The following is a 22,090-nucleotide window of genomic DNA, read 5'->3' as shown; positions in this document are numbered from 1 at the left end:
GGTATATATATGGCAGCGGATGTATGTACATCCGCTGCCATATACTTTAAAGGTTTAAAATATCCCCCTATTGGTCGCATATAATTTGGAGATAAGGTTAACCATTAACTTTAGTGAAATAGTGTTTAAAAAGTTGATAAAAACGCGTCACATGAAGCGGTTTTTCGCCTCTATACTGATGAAGGAAATAAAAATGCCACGCTTTTCCTCGAGCGCTTGGTATCACCCTTTTAATCTGCTCTTCGGCCAAAAGAGAGTGAACTAGAAACTCTGGTAGCAAAGCCACTCCCATATCATTTAGTACCATTTCTAAGGCCGTGTTGGGGGTATTGGTTCTTGCATAATGTTGCACGTCAATCAGCACTTCATTGGCATGGCTATTATCAAATAAATGTAACGTACCGTGTTGCCATTCAGTAGCGATAAATCTGTGTTCTGGCAATTTTTCTATGTTGTTTATACTGCCGTGCTGCTTTATGTATCGAGGCGAAGCACAAAATATTTCTGACACTTTACCAATTGACAGCGCACGATAATCACAATCTTTAATATTGCCGCCAAAGATGGCGGCATCCAACTTATTCTCTATCAAATCTTGCCATCTACCCGTAACTAATAATTGTGGAGTAAGTTTCGGGAATTCTATACATAGCTGTTTCAACGCAGGTACAACGATGTCTTTTTCGAAAAAAGGGGGAACCGATACTTTAAATAAGCCACTAGGTTGGCTTTTTGCATTGTCCAGTTCTGCAACGGTGAGATCTATCTGCTCACTAAGGAGCTCACTGCGCGCAAGTAGCGTCTCGCCGACGGCAGTCAGAATTACGCCGCGGGTGTTGCGTATGAGAAGTTGTTGCCCTATTTCACTTTCTAATTTTGTAATTTGTTGGCTAATCGCAGATTTGCTCAATCCTAGCTTTTTAGCCGCTAATGTAAACGATCGCTTGTGCGCAACTTCAACAAAAATAAGTAATAACGGGGCCAATTTTACGGTGTTCATAATATTAAACAAAGTGTTCAAATAGTGCTTATTGTTCAATATGTATTACGGGTTTATCTTGAGTCAACGAAAAGAGATGAATAGCAGTTTTTAAATAGTCAGTAATAAGGAACCAAAAGATGCAAAGTTTAGTTGTCGTTGACCTAACCCCAGTAAATAAAGCTGTCATAGCGGAATATAGCGCTTTAGCAGCCGAAACATTAAAGCCGTTTAACGGAGAGTTTATTGCCAAAGGTCATATAGAGGTATTACATGGTGAGGCTGGGCATCCGATGAAAGCTGTCATTGCGTTTCCTGACAATGAAAGCGCAAAGGCGTGGTACAACAGTGCGGCGTATCAAGCCATTGTCCCCCTTCGCGATTTAGGTATGCATAGCCAATTTCATTTGGTGTAGATAAGGTAGTGACTATTTTTAATAATGGGGAGCCGAGCCTTGGCTGCCCTTTATTCTGCCTGCGTATATTAGCGTAGATGAGTAAGTTTTGTTCTATTAACCTATAGGCAAGGCGCCGCCGCACAACGATGGATTGGCACTACAGTAGCAATGAACATTTTCAATTAATTCACGCGCTTGAGCACTTGGGCTAGAGGAGTTGGGCCACAATGCATAGATAGGGCGAGTAAATAACTGCTCACTATGAAACTGCAACTCAGGCGTTTTATCATCTATGAGTGTCTGAATTTCAGTACTTGGTAACAGTGCAGCCCCATTTCCCGACGCCACAAACTGTTTCGCTAGCGTAATATCACCCACGTAATGCGTATAGTCATACGCGCTGGCTAAAACATTAAATTGCTCAGCGTTGGGAATTTGTTTGATGGTGTAGGGTACAAAAAGGTGAGAGGTATTCAGTTTCTTATTTCTTCCAACAACGTGAACAGTAACGCTGCCCATTTTTCTTTGAATTAATGAAGAATCTTGCTGATCGCCCACACGAAACGCGATATCAAATTGCTTTTGACTGGTTAATACGTTGCGGTTGTCGGGCTCGATACGCAGTTGTAATGTTGGGTGAGTAAATTGAAAATCACTGAATGGTGTAAATAGCGGGCCGGCTACCAAGTTTTGTGGGCATAACACGCTAAGCATATTTAGCTGTGTGCTGTCGTAAGCTTGCACCTTTTGTTTTACGCGTAAAATAACATCGGCAACATCATCGTATACCATTTTACCGAATGCAGTTAGCACTACGCCTCTGGCCGAACGTGAGAGTAAAGGGGTACCAAGTCGTACTTCAAGTTTTGCGATACGTTTTGATAACGCTGAGGGCGATATACGTAAATCTTCCGCCGTTTTGGCAAAACTGCCTCGTTGGATCACTTCGATAAAAAGCGTTAAGTCGTCTAGCACATCAATTCCTGCAATCTAAGGTTTCCATTTCGCTTATTCTCACCGAGCGACATAGGTATACACTAACATCGCTCAAAGGAGGAATGGATGGAAAGAATTATCTTTACTGCGCTGTTTTCATGTTGTCTGTCAGGACTGATGTCCGGTTGGGTGACCTTTATTAATTTAGGGGTCACAGATACGTTTCTGTCAGATTGGTCAATGGCATTCATCAAGGCTTATTCCATGGCCTTTTTGGCTGCATACGGCCTTGCTAAGCCAATTAAATTATTAACCCAAAAAATCATAGGATCAAATTCATGACAAAAGTCGACAGACCGGTGCATATTGTTGCCATTATTCAACCACAGTCACGCTATTATGAAAAGGGAGTAGAGGCGCTTCAGCGCCTTCTACTCCCCACTAGAGGAGAGCCAGGATGTATTCGCTTTGATATTTTTGAAGATAGAGAAAATGGCCAATACATTTTAGTTGAGCACTTTAAAAGCCAGGCCGACTTAGACTTTCATTACGCGCAAGAATATACCAAGTCGGTATTTGCACTGTATGAAACCATTTTGGCAACAGCACCTGAAATTCGCTACCTTTTGCCCATTGAGGCAAGCTAGCACCTAAATCGCTACATAAATAAATTTAACTCAAAAAGGCTCAACAACAATGTAATGTGTAGCGCACTAACAAACTCGCTTGAGTCGGCCTTGTGCCGCTGTCTATCAATGCTACGTTAAGCAGCAATGCTGCGTTTGCAATCCACAAAATTACCCCTACACTCGGGGTGCAACGTTGAAGCTACTGCACAAATGCTTTAAAAGCAGACTGCAAAAAACATCAATTGAAGGGGGCTGGCCATACTTAAGTAAAAATCCTCGATAATTACGCGGGGTAATTAAATGAACGTGCGCAACATTGGCAATGCTTACGCCGCTTTTACCGATAAGTCTTCTAAGTGTTCGCTTATTGACAGGGTTTTATGCTTGTCTCGCAGTTAAAAATTAAGTAGAAATAAACAACCGCTAAGTCAGCCGATTTTTGCGATGAGTAGAGAAGCGCATGTTTGGCTTACAGACTAAATATTTTTGAATATCAGTCATATTTCATAGCGAAGTGATATTTTGGAATAATAAAAATGCGTTATTTTTACTCGTTTCAATAGAAAGCGTTAGTTGGTTCTACCCGCATTATTGATTTCATGAAGTATCTGAAATTAGCCAAATAAAGTATCTACCCTTACGCCATCAGATTAGTCTACTTGCTGAACAACTCACTATTTATGCTTTGCTTCTCGATTGGCCTTATCTGCATTCGGTCATAGTGATGGCGGCAAACGGCAGTTGCAGTAATTAAACGTGCTTCGGCAATAAAGGCAACAGGAGAGCAGATGTCTCAGTCTAATGAATTTTCAGGTAAAACCGCGGTCATTTCGGGCGCAGCGGGTGGAATTGGCTTAGCCCTAAGTGAGGCATTAGCAGCGCAGGGAATGAATATTGTTATGGGCGATATCGACGCTGCAGCCCTTGCACAATCTAGCGAAGGTTTGCGTGCTAAGGGTTACAAGTTAATAACCTGCTCACTTGATGTAACTGATTATGCCCAGTGGGAAGACGTTGTTGCAAAAGCTAAAGACGCGTTTGGCAAAATTCATATGGTCATCAATAACGCAGGTGTGGGTGGTTCTCCTGGAAAAATAGAAGACTCAGAAGCTGAAACTTGGCGCTGGGTAATGGACGTGAATGTAATGGGCGTGTTGTATGGAGCCCAAGCTTGCGTTCCTGCCATAAAAGAACATGGTGAAGGGGGCTGGGTGCTAAACGTGGCATCGATGGCGGGCATGATGGGTATGCCATACGCGGGCGCATACTGTGCCTCTAAGGCCGCAGTAGTCTCAATGACTGAAAGCTGGATGCCAGAGCTAGAGCCCTTCAATATTCATACGTCAGTATTATGCCCTGCATTCGTAAAAACTCGTATTCATGAGTCTTATCGTAATAGACAAGAAAAATACGCGGTAGCCACTGAAAAACGTATCGATAAAGAAAAACTAAAAGCAGGGGCTAAAGCTGCCACCATAGCGGTGGAGTCGGGAATTCCTGTATCAATGTTAGCTGAACGTGTGTTGGAAGCATTGCGTTCAAAACAAATGTACATTTACACGCATCCAAACTATCGCAAGGTAACCCGCGGCCGCGCAAAAGCGATTGATAACGGGTTTGTCGATGCTGAAAACAGCCCTGTGGTAGGCCATTTAATTGACGATGACATCGTCACTTTTTAATTAGACGCATTTGCTTATTGAGAGCTGTGCTTTTTATAAACGCCTTACTTTTTAACTATCATTTTAGCGGTAAAAAAAGCGTAGCGATTACCGCTGAAAGCGAACATGCCCACCATGATTTAGGAGGGGGAGTATAAAAACCTCCCCTAGACAGCGCTTGCCTAATGACGACGATTTTTTAACCTCTATATTAGGTAGTTGGTCGTGTGTTTATTGAAACTTTATAGGTTTATTAGTAACTCTATATAGTGTTAATACCTATAATTCTAAATTCAAAATAAACACTCTGTGGATAATAATAATGAAAAAGCTTCTTAAAGCTGCAGTAGCTGTATCTCTTGCACTCTCATGCTCGACTGTTTTTGCAGAAAAACCTAACGACGACAAACCTATTTTTAGCAGTTCTACTTTCGAAGCAATGGAGCTGAGAAATATTGGGCCTGCTTATATGTCTGGCCGAATAGCCGATATTGCTATCGATCAAAATAATCCTTCAACGTGGTATACCGCAGTAGGTTCCGGTGGCGTATGGAAAACTACGAATGCGGGTAATACGTGGGCCCCCATTTTCGATAAACAAGCAGTATATTCTATTGGCGATGTGACCATTGCGCCAAGTAATTCGAACATCATCTGGGTGGGCACAGGTGAGAACAACGGTGGGCGTCATATTAGCTTCGGTGACGGCGTTTACAAGTCTGTAGATGGCGGTCAAACATGGAATAACGTAGGGCTGGAGAAGTCTGAACATATCTCCGATATTATTATTCACCCTACCAACCCTGATATCGTGTGGGTTTCTGCCCAAGGGCCGTTATGGTCTGGCGGCGGTGAACGCGGCCTTTATAAAACCACTGACGGCGGCGACACGTGGAAGCAAGTACTTACGCCTGCCGATAAATGGACTGGTGTAACCTCGTTACTTATCGATCCACGTAACCCTGATAAACTTTACGCAGCTACATGGGCTCGCCAGCGTTCAATTGCGGTATATGTAGGGACTAACGAAGGGGCGGGCATTCATACGTCTGACGATGGCGGTGAAACCTGGACTGAACTTAAAACCGGTTTGCCAGAAGGCAACATGGGTAAAATAGGCATGGCGATATCGCCTATGAACCCAGATGTGCTTTATGCCACTATCGAGACTGACAACCGCAAAGGCGGTTTCTATCGTTCGGCAGATCAAGGTGCAAGTTGGACTAAGGTATCGGATGAAGTAGGTGCAGGTACGGGCCCTCACTATTACCAAGAAATTTTTGCTGACCAACACCAATTCGACCGTGTTTATATTGCCAGTAACTACAGTAAAGTGTCTGATGATGGCGGTAAAACCTGGACGCCAATTAACACGAAACGTAAGCACGTAGACGATCATGCCATGGCATTTCACCCTACCGATCCTGATTTTGTTTTGATGGGATCAGACGGTGGTATTTACATGTCCCATGACAGAATGGCGAACTGGCGTTTTATGGCTAACTTGCCGTTAACGCAGTTCTATAAAGTGGCGCCGGATGATTCAAAACCTTTCTACATGATTTATGCGGGTGCACAAGATAATTCTACCCAAGGCGGTCCTTCACGTACCAATCGAAAAGAAGGCATTAAGAATAAAGATTGGTTCTTAACTCTAGGCGGGGATGGCCATCAGCCGGCGGTTGAACCGGGTAACCCAGATATTATGTATTCACAGTGGCAACAGGGTAACCTTACCCGCGTAGACATGACCACCAAAGAAGGTGTTTACGTTAAGCCGCAGCCATTACCGGGCGATCCAGCAGAGCGCTACAACTGGGATGCACCTATTAATGTGTCTAGCCATGACCCTGCTCGTATTTACTTTGCATCACAGCGAGTATGGCGTTCAGACAATCGCGGCGATAGCTGGACGGCCGTGTCTGGCGACCTAACCCAAGACGGAAACCGTATGCATATGCCTATGATGGGCAGAACGTGGTCGGTAGAAGCGGGCTGGGATTTGTACGCCATGACAGAATTCCACACTATTGCTAACTTCTCTGAAAGTCCAGTGGATGAAAACATTCTGTGGGCGGGTACCGACGATGGCATTATTCAAGTCACTACCAACGGCGGTGAGTCGTGGAAGAAAATCGAATTAGACGATATTAAAGGCATACCCGCTACCGCTTATGTGAACGATATTCGGGCTGATTTGTACGATCCCAATACCGTATATGTTGCTCTAGATAACCATAAATATGGCGACTACAAACCCTATTTGATCAAGTCGACGAACCTAGGCAAAAAGTGGACATCACTTGCCGATGACCTACCTGCAAAACACCTTGTTTGGCGTATTGTGCAAGACCATGTGAACAAAGATTTGATGTTCATTGGTACCGAGTTTGGCGTTTTCTTTACGGTTAACGGCGGTATAAAATGGGTTGAACTTGATGGCGGTATGCCAACCATTTCTACTCGCGATGTAAAAATCCAGCGCAGAGAAAACGACTTGGTAGCCGGTACATTTGGCCGTGGTATTTATATCTTAGATGATTACGCACCACTTCGCGCATTAACTGAAAAATCGATGGAACAAGATGCACTTTTGTTTGCGCCTAGTCGCCCGGTGAAATGGTTTCAGTTAGACACTAGGCACACTGACTCAGACGGCGACGACCGCTTCGCGGCTGAGAACCCAGCACATGGTGCTACGTTAACCTACTTCTTAAAAGACAGTTTGTTAACCGCGAAGGGTAAGCGTCAAGAAGCTGAGAAAAAGCTAATTGAAGATGAAAAATATCCTAAGTACCCAAGTTGGGAAGCAATAGAGGCTGAAATTCAAGAACCTGAACCTGCGGTTTATATCGAAATTCGTGACAATGCAGGCGACGTAATAAATCGCGTAGCGGGCAGCACGAAGAAAGGACTTCACCGCATTACGTGGGATATGAAGTATTCAAATACCACACCACTTACCAAAAAAGATAGTAAAAATAATGGTTTAATGGCATTGCCAGGCACTTATAGCGCTACACTGTTTAAGCGTGAAGGGGCAACTGTTACTCAGCTAGCTGAGCCTGTTGAGTTCACGTTAAAATCTATCTATGAGGGTGCACTTAAAGGGGCATCTGCTGAGGAAATTGCAGCTTATGGTAATGCGGTTGATAAAGCGCAAAAACGTGCGATGTCTTCAACTACTGTGCTAGGCCAAGTGAAAGAAACGATGGCATTACTTCGTGTTGCTATTGACCGTACGCCTAGCGATGTTAGCCAACTTGAAGCGCAATTTGCGAGCATTCAGAGTGAAATAAACGATATTAATAAAGCGTTTAGTGGCTTAGAGTCGCGCAATCGTAAAGGGATTAAGCCGGCTAATATTATGAGCCGCTTACGTTACGCAAGGTCTGCATTAGGTTCATCTTATGGGCCAACTCAACAGCATAAAGACCAACTTGGTTACGCTGAAGATGAATTAAATCACGTGATTGCGCGCATTAAAACGTTGCATGAAACCACGCTGCCTGCGCTACAGCAAGCGGTGGTGAATGAAGGTGGTCCTTGGACTGCAGGCATTCCGGTTATTGCAAACTAACGAGCGTTAGTGCAAACAGATGCGGCAGCGTTACGCTGCCGCGTTTTTTATTTTCACCCTTCTTTTTTAGCTTTACTACCGTAGCAAGACCCAATGAAAAGCCTGTCGTATTCTTTCTGTTTTTTATCTTTTGCTAAGTTTTCGCGTTTTGGATTAGCCCCTTTTAGACTATTGTTAACCGTTTCTTTTTTAGCCGTCCCCGTTTTTTATGCCAGTGCTACTGATGCTCAAGGGGCTGACGAACCTAGCTTCAATGGTGTTAGCGCCAAGGAAGTCGAGCGTTACACTGTTACCGCAGAGCGCGCCTATTACAATCAAACCTTAAACAGCATTTTCCCCCAATATACTTATGATAAATCGAATCTTGTGGGTAGCCCCCACATTAATGACATTTTGCTCCAATCGCCTTCAGTTAACTTAAATGGGCAAGGTGGGCAAATTCAAAATATCAATATTAGGGGCTTTTCTCGCTGGCGAATTCAATCGCTTATTGATGGTGTACCTATTGAGAGTGATCGCCGAGCAGGCGCGAGTGTGGGGTTTGTTCCTCCTTCATTTATTCAAGGCGTGGCCGTTATGCCAGGTGCTGCGTCTACCTATTTAGGGTCGGGCGCTATTGGTGGTGCTGTAGATTTGTTACTTCCATACAACACAGCACCAAACCTTCAAATAGGGTGGAGCAGCAACCAACAGACACAAGATTATAGTTATGCCGATTACACAGGGAATATCGATTGGAACCTGTCGTATCGTAACGGAAATAACGGCTCAGATGCACAAGGTAATACCTTGTTCGATAAGTTTGAACAAACGGCATTGTTTATTAGGCATCGACCTGAAAGTGGTGTGCTGAAAGAAGCCTGGACGTTGTATTCAGACAACCGTGATATTGGTAAATCCAGCAGCGACTTTCCAGAAGATAGAGTAACTACCTACCCAGAAAATACGCACTGGCTAGGTAAAATGACGTTTGTATTCTCTGATATATTTAGCAGCCACAAAGCTAGTAACGACACCGCTAGCAATAACAGATCTAGTGACGACATATCTAACAATGACATAGTGAGCAACCTTTGGTGGCACCAATCCACATTGGACACCCACATTGTAAGACCCGAGGATCGGATAAACGAAAGTGAAAGCGAGGCGTTAGACTTCGGGTTTGATGTGGGCAGTAATACACGCATTAATAACTGGCAAGTGAATTGGCAAGTTCAGTTGATGGGGCGGGAGGGGGTAACTATTGATGAAAAAGAGCTCACCATGGTTTCCTCTGCTACTCAATCTCTTGTAGACGAGCCTGTTATAGAGCAGCCCTCAGGCCTAACCAGCTCATTCTTCATTTCTGAATTGGCTTACGAGCTTCGTACATTGGATGCCAGTGAAACCACCGTAGCAGGTATTGCTGATGCATCTCGAACCTTTGGTGCTACGACGCTAGCGTTTGGAGGTAGGTTAGATTGGCAGCAACAGTCTAACAACGTTGACGATGTTGAAAATACTAACATCAGCGGTTTTATTGGCGCTAGCCATATACTTTCGCCGCAATGGACGGCAAGTGTTTACTTATCTAGCGCCTTTAGGAATCCGTCATTAACTGAACGCTATTTCTCCGGTGAAACCCCTCGGGGTACCGTATTAGGTGATGCCGATTTAGATACAGAGCAGGCCACAAATATACAGGCTTCGTTATCGTATAACAGCAACGGCTTAACAGGTTCAGTTGAAGTGTTTCGGCAGAAAATCAACCACTATATTGAGCGTACTACGGTATCTGAAGATGTTCAGGTTTACAGTAATTTAGACAGTGCGACCATTCAAGGCATAAGCTATCAGCTAGATTGGCAGCAGTCACAAGGTGTAAATAGACCGGAAAATAATGCACCAGGAAAGGGGTATTGGTTCGCGCAGTTAAATGGCGCGTGGATTGAGGGCGAAGATAATATAGGTAGCGCTATTGCTGATATTCCGCCACATAGTCAGCGACTAACACTAGGATACGAAGTGAGTGAAATTCGCCTATTTTCAACAGTTGTTTATCGTGCCAGCAAGCGGGATATTGGAGATGGTGAAAAAGAACTCGATAATGTAACCACAGTAGATATTGGCGCGGCTTGGCAATTCAACCAACGTACTTCACTGCAAGCTAGCTGGCGTAACCTTACTAATCAGCAATATTATGTGAGCGCCGACGATAAAGCCGCATTTGCGCAAGGTGAAAGTGTACAGCTAGCGTTAACCTTTTTGCTGTGAACGATAGTAACGTTTTCGATATTTACTCTTTAACGTAGTAAATAACATCACTAAGCCCGTCAGCCATAAAATGAATAGCAAAATGGCGGCGGGCAAAAACAGCCATAACTTTGCGCCTTCAAAAAACCAGCTGCCATCGTGAATAGCTTCAATGGTATCGGTACGCCGATAAGCAACCAGCAGCACTTCGCCATTGGTTGCGTTCAGCTGCACTTCCCACTGATTCTTTCCGCGTACTTTTATAATGCCTTTGTCGGGCCTAACGTCTAAACGGTCGATATCATCCCAGCTATTCAGTTTCGCTTCTGGTACGTCTTGAACCACTTCAATAATAGTATCAAAGCTTATAGTTGGGGCATTGCTAAGGGCTTTTTGAGTGGGCGGTTGTAGCCAGTCGAACTCTTTTTTTACCTGCAACAAAAGACCACTGCCAATCACAACAACAACAGGAATAAAAATGGCCAAAGAGAGCCACAAGTGAAAATTGCGGCTTGTTTTACGCAGGTTAATCGACATGCACTTACTACCTAAAAATGGACACTCATTATACTGCATCTAATTTAGCGAGTAAAAAATGTCAGCCCACACTAAGATTTCAAGCGACGAATAAATGGGTTAAAAGCGCTTGGTAATAGCCGTAATATTGGTAATCTTAAAGGAAGCAGAAAATCAACTGAGTAAATCCATGAAACACAGGCTTCTTGTATCACTATTTACCTTGCTGTCGTTTGCCTTGCTGCCAGCTGCCCTAAACGCCGAAGCACTTGAATCCCCTGAAGCGCTTGAAATACATAAAGGGCTTAAAACACTAAAAGTAGCCACGTTTAATGTGAGCATGGAATCGACTAACTACAAAGCGCTCGGGTTAGCACCTAGTGCTGAGGTTTTACAACAGGTGCTATCTAATGGTGAGAATCAGCAAGTTAAAAATATTGCTGAAATTATTCAACGTGTTAACCCAGACATTCTGTTACTCAATGAGTTTGATTATATCGCCGACCAGTCAGTAGGCATTGATAACTTTATAAAGCATTACTTGAATGTATCTCAGGCGGGTCAAAAAGCGGTGGATTATGGCTATGTTTATACAAATACCGTAAACACCGGCGAGCCCACTAATTTTGATTTAGACAATAATGGCAAAAAAGAACAATACGGCGGTGATGCCTATGGATACGGCTTATACCCAGGCCAATATGGCATGGTGGTATTGTCTAAGTACCCTATTGAACAGGCGAATACACGTACTTTTCAAACCTTTAAATGGCAAGATATGCCTGATGCGCGACAGCCAATTTCACCCGCTACCGCACCAAATGAAGAGGATAAACCTTGGTATTCAGAAGAGGAGTGGAAAGCTTTTCGCCTAAGTTCAAAATCTCATTGGGATATTTCGGTGAACGTGAACGGAGAAATAGTGCACGTATTGGCCATGCACCCCACACCGCCAAATTTCGATGGTGAGGAAGACAGAAACGGTACCCGCAATCACGATGAAATTCGCCTAATGGCAGATTACTTAACACCTGAACGTGGTGGCTATATATATGACGATGCTGGCGAGCAGGTTAGCTTAAAAGAGAACGACCGGTTCGTATTAGTCGGCGATTTTAATGCTGCTGACCTTGGTGATAAGCACAGACCAGATGTGATTGAGCAGCTGACGGAAAGCCCTTTAGTGAACAATAGCCTTATTCCAATAAGTGCTGGCGGCGCAGAAGCATCTAGTGAAGCCTTCAGTAGCCGTTTCACTGCATATTGGGGGGCAAGAGCCGATTATGTGCTGCCTTCACAATATGGCTTTGACGTAAAAGACGCTGGCGTATTTTGGCCTACCAAAGAGAGTGACTTGTATAGGTTAGTTAAAGACAGACAAGCAAGTTCTGATCACAGAATGGTTTGGGTATCGTTAACTATAAAATAGCTCGTTTTTTGTTTTGTGCCGTTTAACGCTGCTTAAAGTGCTTAAGAAAACCGTCTAACGAACACGTTAATTGATGAAGTGGTGCGGCACACCTATCAGACGGCTGGATAAACTGTTTCGCCTCCAGCCGCCAAACGTTAAAAAAATTTAATGAACTGCTAATCTGTTCTGCTCTGTTGCCCGTTTATAACCTCATACGCCTTCGCTTACGTCGCTTGTTGTAGTCCGTGTTTATGAGGAGAAGCTTCTTTCTATGAACGATCCTACGTTAATTATCCTAATGTATTTTATCATTCCCATCTGGTTTCTGGCGGGCATCGTCGACTGGTACTGCCATAAGCGTAGTCATATTTCCGGTACTAGCGGCGCGAAAGAATCACTTATCCATTTGCTTATGTTCGCCGAAGTAGGCATTCCCCTTTTCATGGTGCTGATATTCGAAGTAAACAGCCTAATTATCGCCATCAGTATCCTGCTCTTTTTTGTGCATGAAGCAACGGCAATGTGGGATGTGTCTTATGCTGTGACTAAGCGCCGTGTAGGGCCCATTGAACAGCATGTTCATAGCTTTTTAGAAATGATCCCGTTGCTTGCCTTGGTTTTGGTGGTGGGCCGACATTGGCCGCATTTTACTGCACTGTTTGGTATCGGCGAGATCTCCGCCGATTTCTCGCTACAATTTAAAGAAGACCCTTTACCCACATGGTATTTAGTTACCGTGCTATTGATAGCACTAGCCTTAGAGTTTGTACCCTATTTGGAGGAATTAATGCGTGGTTTGAAAGATAAAAATCAAATCAAGAGGGGCGAGACCACTGGCACTCGCATCAGAAACGTCACCCCCCTTTCAGATGGGGAAGCCGAAGCTGCTAGCCCCTATGCTACGTCAGTGGCTGGGGAAGAAGATCCCGGTGTGGCATTAGAAGAACTGGTAGAGAGTAGCAATGTGGTTACCCCTATTTCCAAGAAGTGATAAAAAACGGTAACTGGGTATCCATAGATTAGTTTTACCAACGAAAGTAAGGGCCCCTTAATCTGCATGCTATCCATTGTTTCATACCTGTAGTGGCATAACATGAAGTAGCGCATATTTGAGGGGGCCCGGTTTAAGCACCGTGTCTTAAACTTATTCCTCGGTCTGCTTGTTCTTCATTTCAGCTTGCGCTTCCTGCCACGCTTTATAATCCTCGAACCGCTGTTCGTAGCGAAGCACCTTACTATTAGGATCGGCAACCACCACATCGTATTCGGTTACCATTAAACTGGTTTGGTTTTGCATATCAAGCGTAGTTACTTCACCGTTTACGCTAACCTCTAGGGGCATAGGGAAGGGTAAGTCACCTTCTGTTTTCCACGTAAAGGTGACTTCATTTTCTGTATGGGCCACATCTAATATAGGTAAGGCCGCGCTAAATATATACACGTCAAAAAACCAATCTAAATTATGCTCGCTGTTTTTATTGACGATATCGATAAAGTCTTGAGTATTGGCGAAAATAGGTTCGAAATTGCCTGGTTGTGGGTCGACACGGCCATACACAAGTTCGGTTACCGAGCGGAAAAAATCTTTATCGCCCATTAGCCCTCTAAGTGTATGAATAACCCATGAACCTTTGGCATAAATATCACCCGCAGGGCCTTTTTCGTACACATCTTCTTCAGACATCAATTCGTTGCTAACGATAGGGTGAGCATTAGCCAACCCTTTTCGCTGCGCATTAAGCTTCACAAAATAGGCTTCATTGCCGTGTAGGTATTGGGCATATAACGGCTGCATGTAGGTGCCAAACCCTTCGTGTAACCACATATGGTCCCAGTTGTCGTTGGTCAGCTGATTACCAAACCATTCATGGGCAAATTCGTGCTGCATTAACCAATCGTATCCAGCATCATCTTTTCTATAATCATTGCCATAGGCGTTTATGGTTTGATGTTCCATACCCAGGTGAGGCGTTTGTACTATGCCTACTTTCTCGTCAGCAAACGGATAAGGGCCAATCATACGCTCGAAAAAGGTAATCATTTCAGGTAGCTCGGCAAACAAAGCTTTAGCTTTGTCTTCGTTTTCTGGCAGGTGATAGTAGGTTAACGGGTAGGTGTTACCGTATATGCTGGTAAAACTTTTGTTAAGCGTTTCATAAGGCGCAATGTTCAAGGCAATGCCGTAAGTATTGTGTGTCGACTTGGTTTGCCAATGAAAGGTGTGGTCGCTACCTTTTTCTTCAATAGCAACCAATACGCCATTACTGGCGGCCACAAGGGGCTTAGGTACGGTAATGAAAAGCTCGGTGTTAGCGGGTTCACCATAAGGTTGGTCAATGCACGGCCAGAAAAGGTCGCACCCTTCACCTTGCACTGCGGTTGCCAACCATGGATGACCATCCGGTGTTTCTTCCCACATCACACCGCCATCCCAAGGGGCTCTAATCGGCGTTCGTGGATGACCAGAATAGACAACGCGTAACGTTGCAGGAAAAGCCACTTTGCTATTTGGCGAAACAATAAGCTCGCCTTCAAGGTTACTATATTGCTGTGCAGGTAGCTCGGTAGCATTCAGCCAAACGCTTTCAATAGTAAAACGAGTGTCTAAATCCACAGAGATTTCTTGTTGTGGTGAAGGAGCCTGCAGCGTAAGTGTGGTATCGCCAAACAATATCTCTTTGTCAAAATCGAAAGAAAAGGCAAGCTTCGCATGACTAATGGTTAGATGCTTTTGCCTTTCAGAAATCTCTCCGCCTGATTTCAAAGAGTAGGGGGTTGATAGCTCAGCAGTGGGCACCTGATTAACTGAAGAGGCGGGTTGAGTTGCACATCCAGCAATAAATGATGAGGCACACGCTAGGGCAAGCGTTTTTAATTTCATGTGTTTTCCGTTTTTATTATTGTGACTTCGTTATTCCGTTCTTACTGTTATAGGAACGGGAGCAAGATAAATCAATAACTTATCTTTCGCAAAAGTCCTAATACTATGCAACGTGTAAACGGTTAATACGAGGGTAAGTAGGATGAAAAGCAATAACTGACCGTGTGGTTAATCTAATTTCTGATAAAGGCGGCTTTGTATAAGGCGACTATTTTCATAGCCTATCTTAGCTGGCTATCTTTACTGCCCCTACGGTTGAACAACGACTCTACTTTGCTTGTTTTTTCCATTTCGGCTTGGCAGTTAATACATAATTGCACACCGGGCACTGCGATGCGTCTGCGTTCAGGAATACGAGCATCGCACTCTTCGCAAAATACAGCACTCTCGCCTTGATACATGTTGTTTTTAGCACGCGCCACGGCATCTTCAACGCTTGCGTCTATTTGATCTTGTACTGCCCCATCTTTTGCCCAGCCACTGGCCATGTTTGCTCCTAAGCGTATCTTGTTAATTTTGCTACTAACCGGTATCAAAATTAATCAGCATCGATATTAATCACTAGCGTTAACCATAGAATGAAGCAAAGACAGTGCCGAGCCCTTCCTTAATATTTTTTGAGAATAATTACAGCAGGTTAGGGTAAGCGAAAAAGATAAAGCAATATAGGGAATGATGAAGTGTTCGTAGTCTTTACTGATGGCAGTGAAATATTTGCTTCGTACTATGTTGGAATGGTCTAAGACAGAGCGGTCTAACACAACATAGCCTAAGAAGGAATAGCTTGAGAGAGTAGCCTTGTTTGAAGAAAACACTAAAAGGAGCAAGAGCTCCTTTTAGTATTCTTACTGTTTTGGGCTTAAGCTTACTTATCAGTGCCCGCCGTTAATGGCTGGTCAAGTTTATAGTCGAGCTGCACTAACAAACCTGTTTGCCTACGCGCAACACCACCTTTTACAGCCGGTTTGTATTTCCATTGCTTAAGCGCGGCTTTTGCACTTTCATCAAATACGCCTTCGGGAGTGGCATTAACTACAGTGATATTGTCGGTGGTACCGGTTTTAGAAATATCGAATTGCAATACGACAAAGCCTTCAATATTGCCTTTTTCGGCCGACTTGGGGTAAGCGGGCGATACAAATTCTACCGGGGCTGCTTCATCAACTTTCGACTGCTTGTGTTCAGTATTTTGAAGTGGCACATTGGCTAACGCCATGTTGGCCGTTACTAAGGCAAAAATAGCAGCTGTGCCAGCGGCAAGTAATTTATTACCTTTATGCGGGGTCTTAATCGCGTTTAATCTTTTAATCATTGTATTTTTCTCTCCAAAGGTTGGGTACAGGTTTACTGCTTGTGAATTATGCTCGGCACAACATACAAGTGCTTTTGCATAAATGAGTTTCTCGGTTGGTGATTTGTTGGCGAGCACTGCGTTATCGCATGCTAATTCTTGACTGCTACGAAACGATTTCAATGCAATCCAGAGCACGGGGTTAAACCAAAAAAGCACCGCAAACGCTAACGCAATGGCATTCCATAGGTTATCTTTGTGTTGGTTATGGACACTTTCATGTTCAAGTATTAATGCTTGTTGAGTGCGTGAAAAAGCAGTTTCAAAGTAACTTGGCAGTAGTACGGCTGGTTTCAAAAAGCCAAATAGCATAGGTGTTGAGGCTTTATTAGAATAATAAGCGCGAAGGCAAGGTGATGTATTTGAGGTTACCGGAACCGTTGCGCTAGGCGCTCGCACAAGGTGCTTTTTATCAATAGATCGTAATATATTTATATGGTTTACCACTATGTAAGCCGCTACTGCGCTAGCACCCGTTGCCCATAACCAAAACAACACATTAAACTGCTCATCGGATACACTAGGGTTAATACCCACTAAATAGCGGCTGATGCTATTAGTGGGAATAGAAACCAAATCAATTGGTAGGTTGTTCATCACAAGTGCAGCCGGAAGTAATAACCATGCTTTGTAAACAAACGTAGTGCCTAGTTGGGCAGTGAGGAATCGCTCACAAAGAACCAATAGCGCCAGAACAACGGTTAACATAGTTTGCTGAGAAATCATCCACTCAATCATTGTCTTTCTCCCATTGTTTGATCACCGCTTTAAGCTCATCGATATCTTCTTTAGATAACTCGTTTTGGTTGGCAAAGCCTGCAATCATTGGCGCAACTTTACCTTTGAAGAGTCGGCTTAAAAAGCTACTGGTTTCTTCCTGAACATATTCTTCGCGGGCAATTAAGGGGTAGTAAAGGTATTGGCGCTGCTGCTTGTGAAAACTGATAGCCCCCTTTTTTACTAAGCGTCCAAGCAAGGTTTTCACCGTTTTTTCATGCCACGGTTTATGTTGATTAAGGCGCTCAATGACCTCGTTAGACGAAATCGGATTGCTGTCCCAAATCACGTCTAATACTTCAAACTCGGTATTGCTAATATCTGGCTGCGCTTTAGGTGTGTTCATAATTATTTCGCTTTAACCAATGTGGTAGTGGCTTTTCTATAAATGGATTACATATGTAGTCTCAATTTAAGATTACATGTGTAATTCTAAAGCGCAAGTTTTTATCGCGTTTTTTTTAATCAGTGCTGGAGGGAAGGAGGCTGGCCTGTCACGGGAGTGGCCTATCAGTGGAGCAGGAAAGTGTGAGTGGTTAGGGCGAGACGGGATAACTAGTAACTACTCATGCCCATCTATTTCATTTTGTAGGGTGTCTAGCTCATCCAGTACTCTCATAAACTTTCTGCCAAACTCAGTGACCTCGTACTCAACTCGGGGCGGAACTTCATTGTAAGAAACGCGGGCTAAAATATTAAACTCGATATTTTTGCGTAAACATTGGTTGAGTACTTTTGTGGTAAGGCCATCTACGCACCGCACCATTTCGCCGGGGCGATTAATACCATTATTCAGAAGTTGGTAAATGGTAAGCGACCATTTACAGCCATAAATAGTTTCTACCATCTGAGCAGCTTTGCTTGGTGCTAATTTTTTTGAAAAATTCTTCTCTAATGTTTTCATTAAGATGTACCAAAAAGTACCTACCTTACCGATAAGTACTTACTTTTTAAGCCTATTAATTACCGTTAAATTCGCCACACAGTTTAACATAACCAAGGTAATTAATTATGCATACTTCAAAAATAGCACTAATAGTAGGTGGCTCTAGTGGAATGGGATTAGCCACCGCCAAGCAACTTATTGCTAAAGGTATTAGTGTTGTTATTTTAGGTAATAAAGGTAGCAAATTAGCTACTGCTAAATCTGATTTAGAAGCGATATCGAAAGATGGCGCTACGGTAGAAACTATTCAAGCTAATTTATATCTTAAGCAAGACATAGACAAAGTTATTCATAGTATAAACACTGAAAATCGACATGTTCAGCACCTAGTGAACGCTGCTGGCTACTTTAACCCTAAGCCATTTTTATCTCACGAAGGCAGTGATTACGATACTTATGCAAGCTTAAATCGCGCTACTTTTTTTATTAGTCAGGCAGTGGCGAATAATATGATTAAGCATGGCGGCGGTGCTATTGTGCATATTGGTTCTATGTGGGCGAAACAGGCAATAAAAGCAACACCGTCTTCTGCCTATTCAATGGCAAAAGCAGGCTTGCATGCATTAACGCAACATATGGCTATGGAACTAGCAGAGCATAATATACGGGTAAATGCAGTATCGCCTGCGGTAGTTAAAACGCCTATTTATGAGTCGTTTATTGACCCATCTGAACTTGATGATGCGCTAGCCGGCTTCAACGGTTTTCATCCAATAGGTCGCATTGGAACACCTGATGATATCGCTAATAGTATTGTCTTCCTGTTACAAGAACAAACGAGTTGGGTAACCGGTGCGATTTGGGATGTTGATGGCGGTGTTATCGCTGGGCGAAATTAAGCGGATTATTTCATTGCAAATTGGTAGCTGGCAAGGTCGCTTGTTCGAAGGCGTTTAATTGGCTGTTTTACTGTCATTAAACGCCGCGAATTTTCTTGAAAATACTAGCGGACAATAACGATAAAAGCCCTGTTACTATACCCGCAAGTAAGCCAACCCAAATAGCGTGCAGGGGAATAAAAAGAAGTGCCAATGCGGCTGTCGATGATAGGCGCTCACCATTATAGGAAGGGTAATTTAAGCCCCAATATCCCCAAAAATGGAAAAGTGCTATTGCTATTAGTGCTCCCCAAAATGCCATTTTTTCATGAGCAGAATAATAGTCACCAAGGAATGCAGCTAGGCTAGTAAGCAGCAAGTAAGGAATAAGCCGAAAGGGAGCCGATTCAAAGTAAGCAAAAGGAGAGGAATATCGAAAGATGTGCTCGAAGCTGGCTTCGAAACCATAACCGCCAATGGTAATGGCGAGTAACCAATCTACTGTTATCTCATTGATTACAATAAAGCAGAAAATCAATACACCCCAAAACCATTTGTTCATCTCTCGCTCCTTTTTGATTCAGTGCAATCATTGCTTGGTATCTGAAACCTTAATTAACTTCCCGCCAAAGCGCCTCATGCTTTACGTTTTTTTGCTAGAAATTTACACACAATCACAAACAGCAGTTCTGACGGTAGAGATTAATGTTGCCCATCAAGTGAGGTGTTTAGCGCTGAGGTTGGCACAAGGCGTAGCCAACGGAAAAGCAAACCATTAAATCATGTGGTTTAACAATTGCTTCAATTGGCTGCGATAGACTCTTTATGATTCAAATGTATTGGAATACCGATGTTTTTTCTTTTCAATTTAGGCTTAGTAGTGAGCGTGATTTCATGAGTGTAGTGCCGGAGTATTTAAACCGTAGGCGGGCGTTAAAAACCCTAATTGGTGGGGTGTTAGGAACCTTTGCGGCGTCAAAATTGGTTCATGCTAATAGTAAAGTTGCATCATCGACCACCGCTAAGTTACCCCCAAGACCTAATAATATATCGCCCGAGTTGCTGGCAAAAGATGAATCATTTTGGGCACAAGTTGCACTGAATTATGACAAAGCGCAGGGGATAGTTAATTTAGAACATGGTTACTGGGGAAAGATGTCTAAGCAGGTGCAGGAAGTATTTGTTGATAAAACGAAAATGGTGAATACACAACTTTCCGTTTATGCACGTAAGCATTTCTCTGAGGACCTAAAGCTAAGCGCTGGCAAAATCGCACAAGCGCTAGGTGCTAATTATGATGAAGTCGTTATCACTCGTAACGCGACGGAATCGATTCATAACTTAATGCGTCAGTACAACGACTTTAATGCTAACGACACCGTATTATTTGCCGACATCGATTACCCTAGCTTTAAAGACACCATGCGGTGGTTGGCTAAAACGCAGAACGTCGAACCTGTGGAAGTCACGTTACCTGCGCAAACCAATCAAGCTGAGATACTCAGGGTATACACGAAAGCCTTTGATGAAAACCCTAATTTGAAGCTAATGCTGCTTACTCATGTGAGTAATCAGCACGGCCTCATATTGCCTGTTGCTGATATCGCTAAAGCCGCAAAAGCCCGTGGTATAGATGTTATTTGTGATTGTGCCCAATCGTGGGGGTTGCTCGACTTTAACATTACCGACTTAAATGTGGACTGGGCAGGCTTCAACTTGCACAAATGGATAGGCAGCCCAGTGGGGGTGGGAGCGCTTTATATGAAGAAGGGCACGTTAGGCAAAATATCTCCATACCCCGGTGAGACCGACCCTACCAATACGTTGGCCCACAAGCGGGTTCATACAGCGACTTCAAATTTTGCGTCTATCTTGACGATCCCAACCGCTATCGATTTTCATCAGTCTATAGGGGCTGCCAATAAAGAAGCTAGGTTACGTTACCTGCGTAACTTGTGGGTAGAAGAAGCAAGAAAATTGCCTAATATTGAAGTATTGGGCGGCGAAGATGACGCATCAAGCACAGGAATGGGGGCATTTCGAATAAAAGGTAAAGCGTCGCTAGACGATGCCAAAGCTTTGCAGAAAAGACTAGAAAATGAATTCAACGTATTTACGGTAGTAAGAGTAGGGCTAGCCAGTGGTTGTTGTATAAGAGTAACACCGCAGATATTCATTTCAGCTGAAGAAATAAACCAATTAATTCTAGCGTTAAAAAGCTTATAAAAAGGAAGAACGATGAAGAAATTTATAGTATCGACAGCAGCTTTATTAATATTAATGCCTTTAGTTGCAAGCGCGAATTCGCCAGAGGAAAACCTCAAAGCGGCGGGGTTTACTTTGCCAGCGCCAGTGAAGCCGATAGCCAATTACGTAACATGGCGACGTGCGGGAAACATATTGTACTTATCGGGTCACGGGGCCTGTGAAGGCAAGAGTGTACTTGGCAAATTGGGGCAAGACGTATCGGTAGAGCAGGGTTACGATGCTGCTCAATTGGTGGGGCTATGCGCGTTGGCAACGATTAAAGAAGCCACTGGAGATTTGAGCACGGTAAAACAAGTGCTACAGATAACGGGGATGGTAAATGCCACTGATGATTTCACTGGGCATTCACTCGTGATAAATGGCTTTTCCGATATTTTTGTCACTGCGTTTGGTGATGATGGTAAAGCAGCAAGAGCCGCCGTTGGCATGAGTAGCTTGCCGGGCAATATGGCGGTTGAAGTGAGCGCAGTTCTTGAATTGAATGGGAGTTAAACGAGGAGCTTGAGGGAGAGCTCTACAGTGGCTAAATCTGCGTTAGCATTGACGTCAAACGCTTAGCATAAGTAACAGTATTCAAAAATAACTGTTCGCAGCCTCGCGCATGCATACATCATACATACTACACCGCTTCTATTTTAAACAGTCAATACATGGCCGGCGTGACCGGCTTCATGTTTCTCGAACCTTCAACGATATAGCCAATTAAC

General features: G+C 43.6%; 20 protein-coding genes. 11 read left to right on the top strand and 9 right to left on the bottom strand.

Translation table 11 applies throughout. The features are described from left to right. Positions 1-97: 97 nt before the first annotated feature. Complete coding sequence (locus tag KYS23_RS17670) at positions 98-1,000, bottom strand: LysR family transcriptional regulator (protein WP_159534651.1); 903 nt, start codon at positions 998-1,000, stop codon at positions 98-100. Positions 1,001-1,119: 119 nt separating this feature from the next. On the opposite strand from KYS23_RS17670, the gene KYS23_RS17665 reads away from it, so the two are divergent. Further along, complete coding sequence (locus KYS23_RS17665) at positions 1,120-1,395, top strand: DUF1330 domain-containing protein (protein ID WP_159532473.1); 276 nt, start codon at positions 1,120-1,122, stop codon at positions 1,393-1,395. Between the two features lie 96 nt (positions 1,396-1,491). On the opposite strand, the gene KYS23_RS17660 is transcribed toward KYS23_RS17665, so the two are convergent. After that, the gene (locus tag KYS23_RS17660) at positions 1,492-2,352 is read right to left on the bottom strand and encodes a LysR family transcriptional regulator (RefSeq protein ID WP_218419614.1); all 861 of its coding nucleotides are present in this window, start codon (positions 2,350-2,352) and stop codon (positions 1,492-1,494) included. A gap of 87 nt (positions 2,353-2,439) precedes the next feature. Here KYS23_RS17660 and KYS23_RS17655 point away from each other — a divergent pair, with 87 nt between their 5' ends. The 5 genes from KYS23_RS17655 to KYS23_RS17635 all read left to right on the top strand — a co-directional run bounded on the left by KYS23_RS17655 (position 2,440) and on the right by KYS23_RS17635 (position 10,436). After that, positions 2,440-2,655 (top strand): DUF2798 domain-containing protein, encoded by a 216-nt coding sequence (locus KYS23_RS17655; protein ID WP_218419613.1) that lies wholly within the window; start codon positions 2,440-2,442, stop codon positions 2,653-2,655. Then, a complete protein-coding gene (locus KYS23_RS17650) occupies positions 2,652-2,960 on the top strand; it encodes a putative quinol monooxygenase (RefSeq protein WP_159532467.1) in 309 nt (102 codons plus the stop codon). The genes KYS23_RS17655 and KYS23_RS17650 overlap by 4 nt, the downstream gene beginning before the upstream one ends. Before the next feature lie 770 nt (positions 2,961-3,730). Then, entirely contained in the window at positions 3,731-4,624 is an 894-nt protein-coding gene (locus tag KYS23_RS17645; protein ID WP_159532465.1) for an SDR family NAD(P)-dependent oxidoreductase, read from the top strand. A gap of 301 nt (positions 4,625-4,925) precedes the next feature. Beyond that, positions 4,926-8,183, top strand: a complete 3,258-nt coding sequence (locus KYS23_RS17640; RefSeq protein WP_218419611.1) for a WD40/YVTN/BNR-like repeat-containing protein — start codon at positions 4,926-4,928, stop codon at positions 8,181-8,183. Between the two features lie 93 nt (positions 8,184-8,276). Beyond that, positions 8,277-10,436, top strand: a complete 2,160-nt coding sequence (locus KYS23_RS17635) for a TonB-dependent receptor plug domain-containing protein (protein ID WP_218419609.1) — start codon at positions 8,277-8,279, stop codon at positions 10,434-10,436. On the opposite strand, the gene KYS23_RS17630 is transcribed toward KYS23_RS17635, so the two are convergent. Next, positions 10,419-10,952, bottom strand: a complete 534-nt coding sequence (locus KYS23_RS17630) for a PepSY-associated TM helix domain-containing protein (RefSeq protein ID WP_218419607.1) — start codon at positions 10,950-10,952, stop codon at positions 10,419-10,421. The two genes, KYS23_RS17635 and KYS23_RS17630, sit on opposite strands and share 18 nt — an antisense overlap. Positions 10,953-11,121: 169 nt before the next feature. Here KYS23_RS17630 and KYS23_RS17625 point away from each other — a divergent pair, with 169 nt between their 5' ends. Then, positions 11,122-12,360 (top strand): endonuclease/exonuclease/phosphatase family protein, encoded by a 1,239-nt coding sequence (locus tag KYS23_RS17625; protein ID WP_218419605.1) that lies wholly within the window; start codon positions 11,122-11,124, stop codon positions 12,358-12,360. A gap of 253 nt (positions 12,361-12,613) precedes the next feature. Further along, positions 12,614-13,333 carry a diguanylate cyclase gene (locus KYS23_RS17620; protein ID WP_218395894.1) on the top strand — a complete coding sequence of 240 codons (720 nt, stop codon included), beginning with the start codon at positions 12,614-12,616 and terminating at the stop codon, positions 13,331-13,333. A gap of 153 nt (positions 13,334-13,486) precedes the next feature. On the opposite strand, the gene KYS23_RS17615 is transcribed toward KYS23_RS17620, so the two are convergent. The 5 genes from KYS23_RS17615 to KYS23_RS17595 all read right to left on the bottom strand — a co-directional run bounded on the left by KYS23_RS17615 (position 13,487) and on the right by KYS23_RS17595 (position 18,255). Continuing rightward, on the bottom strand, positions 13,487-15,223 hold the full coding sequence (locus KYS23_RS17615) for a M1 family metallopeptidase (protein WP_159532455.1): 1,737 nt from the start codon (positions 15,221-15,223) through the stop codon (positions 13,487-13,489). Between the two features lie 221 nt (positions 15,224-15,444). After that, entirely contained in the window at positions 15,445-15,711 is a 267-nt protein-coding gene (locus KYS23_RS17610; protein ID WP_159532453.1) for a DksA/TraR family C4-type zinc finger protein, read from the bottom strand. A gap of 377 nt (positions 15,712-16,088) precedes the next feature. Beyond that, the gene (locus KYS23_RS17605) at positions 16,089-17,312 is read right to left on the bottom strand and encodes a M56 family metallopeptidase (protein WP_218419603.1); all 1,224 of its coding nucleotides are present in this window, start codon (positions 17,310-17,312) and stop codon (positions 16,089-16,091) included. Further along, a complete protein-coding gene (locus KYS23_RS17600; RefSeq protein WP_129739741.1) occupies positions 17,305-17,697 on the bottom strand; it encodes a BlaI/MecI/CopY family transcriptional regulator in 393 nt (130 codons plus the stop codon). The genes KYS23_RS17605 and KYS23_RS17600 overlap by 8 nt, the downstream gene beginning before the upstream one ends. A gap of 216 nt (positions 17,698-17,913) precedes the next feature. Next, positions 17,914-18,255 carry a winged helix-turn-helix transcriptional regulator gene (locus tag KYS23_RS17595; protein WP_013783094.1) on the bottom strand — a complete coding sequence of 114 codons (342 nt, stop codon included), beginning with the start codon at positions 18,253-18,255 and terminating at the stop codon, positions 17,914-17,916. Positions 18,256-18,362: 107 nt separating this feature from the next. Between KYS23_RS17595 and KYS23_RS17590 the strand changes: the two genes are divergently transcribed. After that, positions 18,363-19,136 (top strand): SDR family NAD(P)-dependent oxidoreductase, encoded by a 774-nt coding sequence (locus KYS23_RS17590; protein ID WP_218395898.1) that lies wholly within the window; start codon positions 18,363-18,365, stop codon positions 19,134-19,136. Between the two features lie 76 nt (positions 19,137-19,212). Here KYS23_RS17590 and KYS23_RS17585 read toward each other — a convergent pair whose 3' ends face one another. After that, complete coding sequence (locus KYS23_RS17585; protein ID WP_218419602.1) at positions 19,213-19,677, bottom strand: hypothetical protein; 465 nt, start codon at positions 19,675-19,677, stop codon at positions 19,213-19,215. A gap of 332 nt (positions 19,678-20,009) precedes the next feature. On the opposite strand from KYS23_RS17585, the gene KYS23_RS17580 reads away from it, so the two are divergent. Together KYS23_RS17580 and KYS23_RS17575 are read left to right on the top strand one after the other, a co-directional pair. Further along, the gene (locus KYS23_RS17580) at positions 20,010-21,341 is read left to right on the top strand and encodes an aminotransferase class V-fold PLP-dependent enzyme (RefSeq protein WP_218419621.1); all 1,332 of its coding nucleotides are present in this window, start codon (positions 20,010-20,012) and stop codon (positions 21,339-21,341) included. Positions 21,342-21,353: 12 nt separating this feature from the next. Beyond that, positions 21,354-21,875 (top strand): RidA family protein, encoded by a 522-nt coding sequence (locus tag KYS23_RS17575; protein WP_013783098.1) that lies wholly within the window; start codon positions 21,354-21,356, stop codon positions 21,873-21,875. The last annotated feature ends 215 nt before the right edge of the window (positions 21,876-22,090 follow it).

This window comes from Alteromonas lipotrueae (genome assembly GCF_019249255.1).
Lineage (GTDB): Bacteria > Pseudomonadota > Gammaproteobacteria > Enterobacterales > Alteromonadaceae > Alteromonas > Alteromonas lipotrueae.
The sequence above is the reverse complement of the archived record's forward strand: the minus strand, read 5'-3'. Positions and strand labels throughout refer to the sequence as shown.

Excerpts from the sequence above, each read along its gene's own strand:
- KYS23_RS17635 (WP_218419609.1), top strand. The coding sequence starts at position 8,277 with ATGAAAAGCCTGTCGTATTCTTTCTGTTTTTTATCTTTTGCTAAGTTT.
- KYS23_RS17605 (WP_218419603.1), bottom strand. The coding sequence starts at position 17,312 with ATGATTGAGTGGATGATTTCTCAGCAAACTATGTTAACCGTTGTTCTG.
- KYS23_RS17580 (WP_218419621.1), top strand. The coding sequence starts at position 20,010 with ATGAGTGTAGTGCCGGAGTATTTAAACCGTAGGCGGGCGTTAAAAACC.
- KYS23_RS17595 (WP_013783094.1), bottom strand. The coding sequence starts at position 18,255 with ATGAAAACATTAGAGAAGAATTTTTCAAAAAAATTAGCACCAAGCAAA.
- KYS23_RS17670 (WP_159534651.1), bottom strand. The coding sequence starts at position 1,000 with ATGAACACCGTAAAATTGGCCCCGTTATTACTTATTTTTGTTGAAGTT.
- KYS23_RS17585 (WP_218419602.1), bottom strand. The coding sequence starts at position 19,677 with ATGAACAAATGGTTTTGGGGTGTATTGATTTTCTGCTTTATTGTAATC.
- KYS23_RS17650 (WP_159532467.1), top strand. The coding sequence starts at position 2,652 with ATGACAAAAGTCGACAGACCGGTGCATATTGTTGCCATTATTCAACCA.
- KYS23_RS17620 (WP_218395894.1), top strand. The coding sequence starts at position 12,614 with ATGAACGATCCTACGTTAATTATCCTAATGTATTTTATCATTCCCATC.
- KYS23_RS17610 (WP_159532453.1), bottom strand. The coding sequence starts at position 15,711 with ATGGCCAGTGGCTGGGCAAAAGATGGGGCAGTACAAGATCAAATAGAC.
- KYS23_RS17590 (WP_218395898.1), top strand. The coding sequence starts at position 18,363 with ATGCATACTTCAAAAATAGCACTAATAGTAGGTGGCTCTAGTGGAATG.
- KYS23_RS17640 (WP_218419611.1), top strand. The coding sequence starts at position 4,926 with ATGAAAAAGCTTCTTAAAGCTGCAGTAGCTGTATCTCTTGCACTCTCA.
- KYS23_RS17625 (WP_218419605.1), top strand. The coding sequence starts at position 11,122 with ATGAAACACAGGCTTCTTGTATCACTATTTACCTTGCTGTCGTTTGCC.
- KYS23_RS17630 (WP_218419607.1), bottom strand. The coding sequence starts at position 10,952 with ATGTCGATTAACCTGCGTAAAACAAGCCGCAATTTTCACTTGTGGCTC.
- KYS23_RS17600 (WP_129739741.1), bottom strand. The coding sequence starts at position 17,697 with ATGAACACACCTAAAGCGCAGCCAGATATTAGCAATACCGAGTTTGAA.
- KYS23_RS17655 (WP_218419613.1), top strand. The coding sequence starts at position 2,440 with ATGGAAAGAATTATCTTTACTGCGCTGTTTTCATGTTGTCTGTCAGGA.
- KYS23_RS17665 (WP_159532473.1), top strand. The coding sequence starts at position 1,120 with ATGCAAAGTTTAGTTGTCGTTGACCTAACCCCAGTAAATAAAGCTGTC.
- KYS23_RS17615 (WP_159532455.1), bottom strand. The coding sequence starts at position 15,223 with ATGAAATTAAAAACGCTTGCCCTAGCGTGTGCCTCATCATTTATTGCT.
- KYS23_RS17645 (WP_159532465.1), top strand. The coding sequence starts at position 3,731 with ATGTCTCAGTCTAATGAATTTTCAGGTAAAACCGCGGTCATTTCGGGC.
- KYS23_RS17575 (WP_013783098.1), top strand. The coding sequence starts at position 21,354 with ATGAAGAAATTTATAGTATCGACAGCAGCTTTATTAATATTAATGCCT.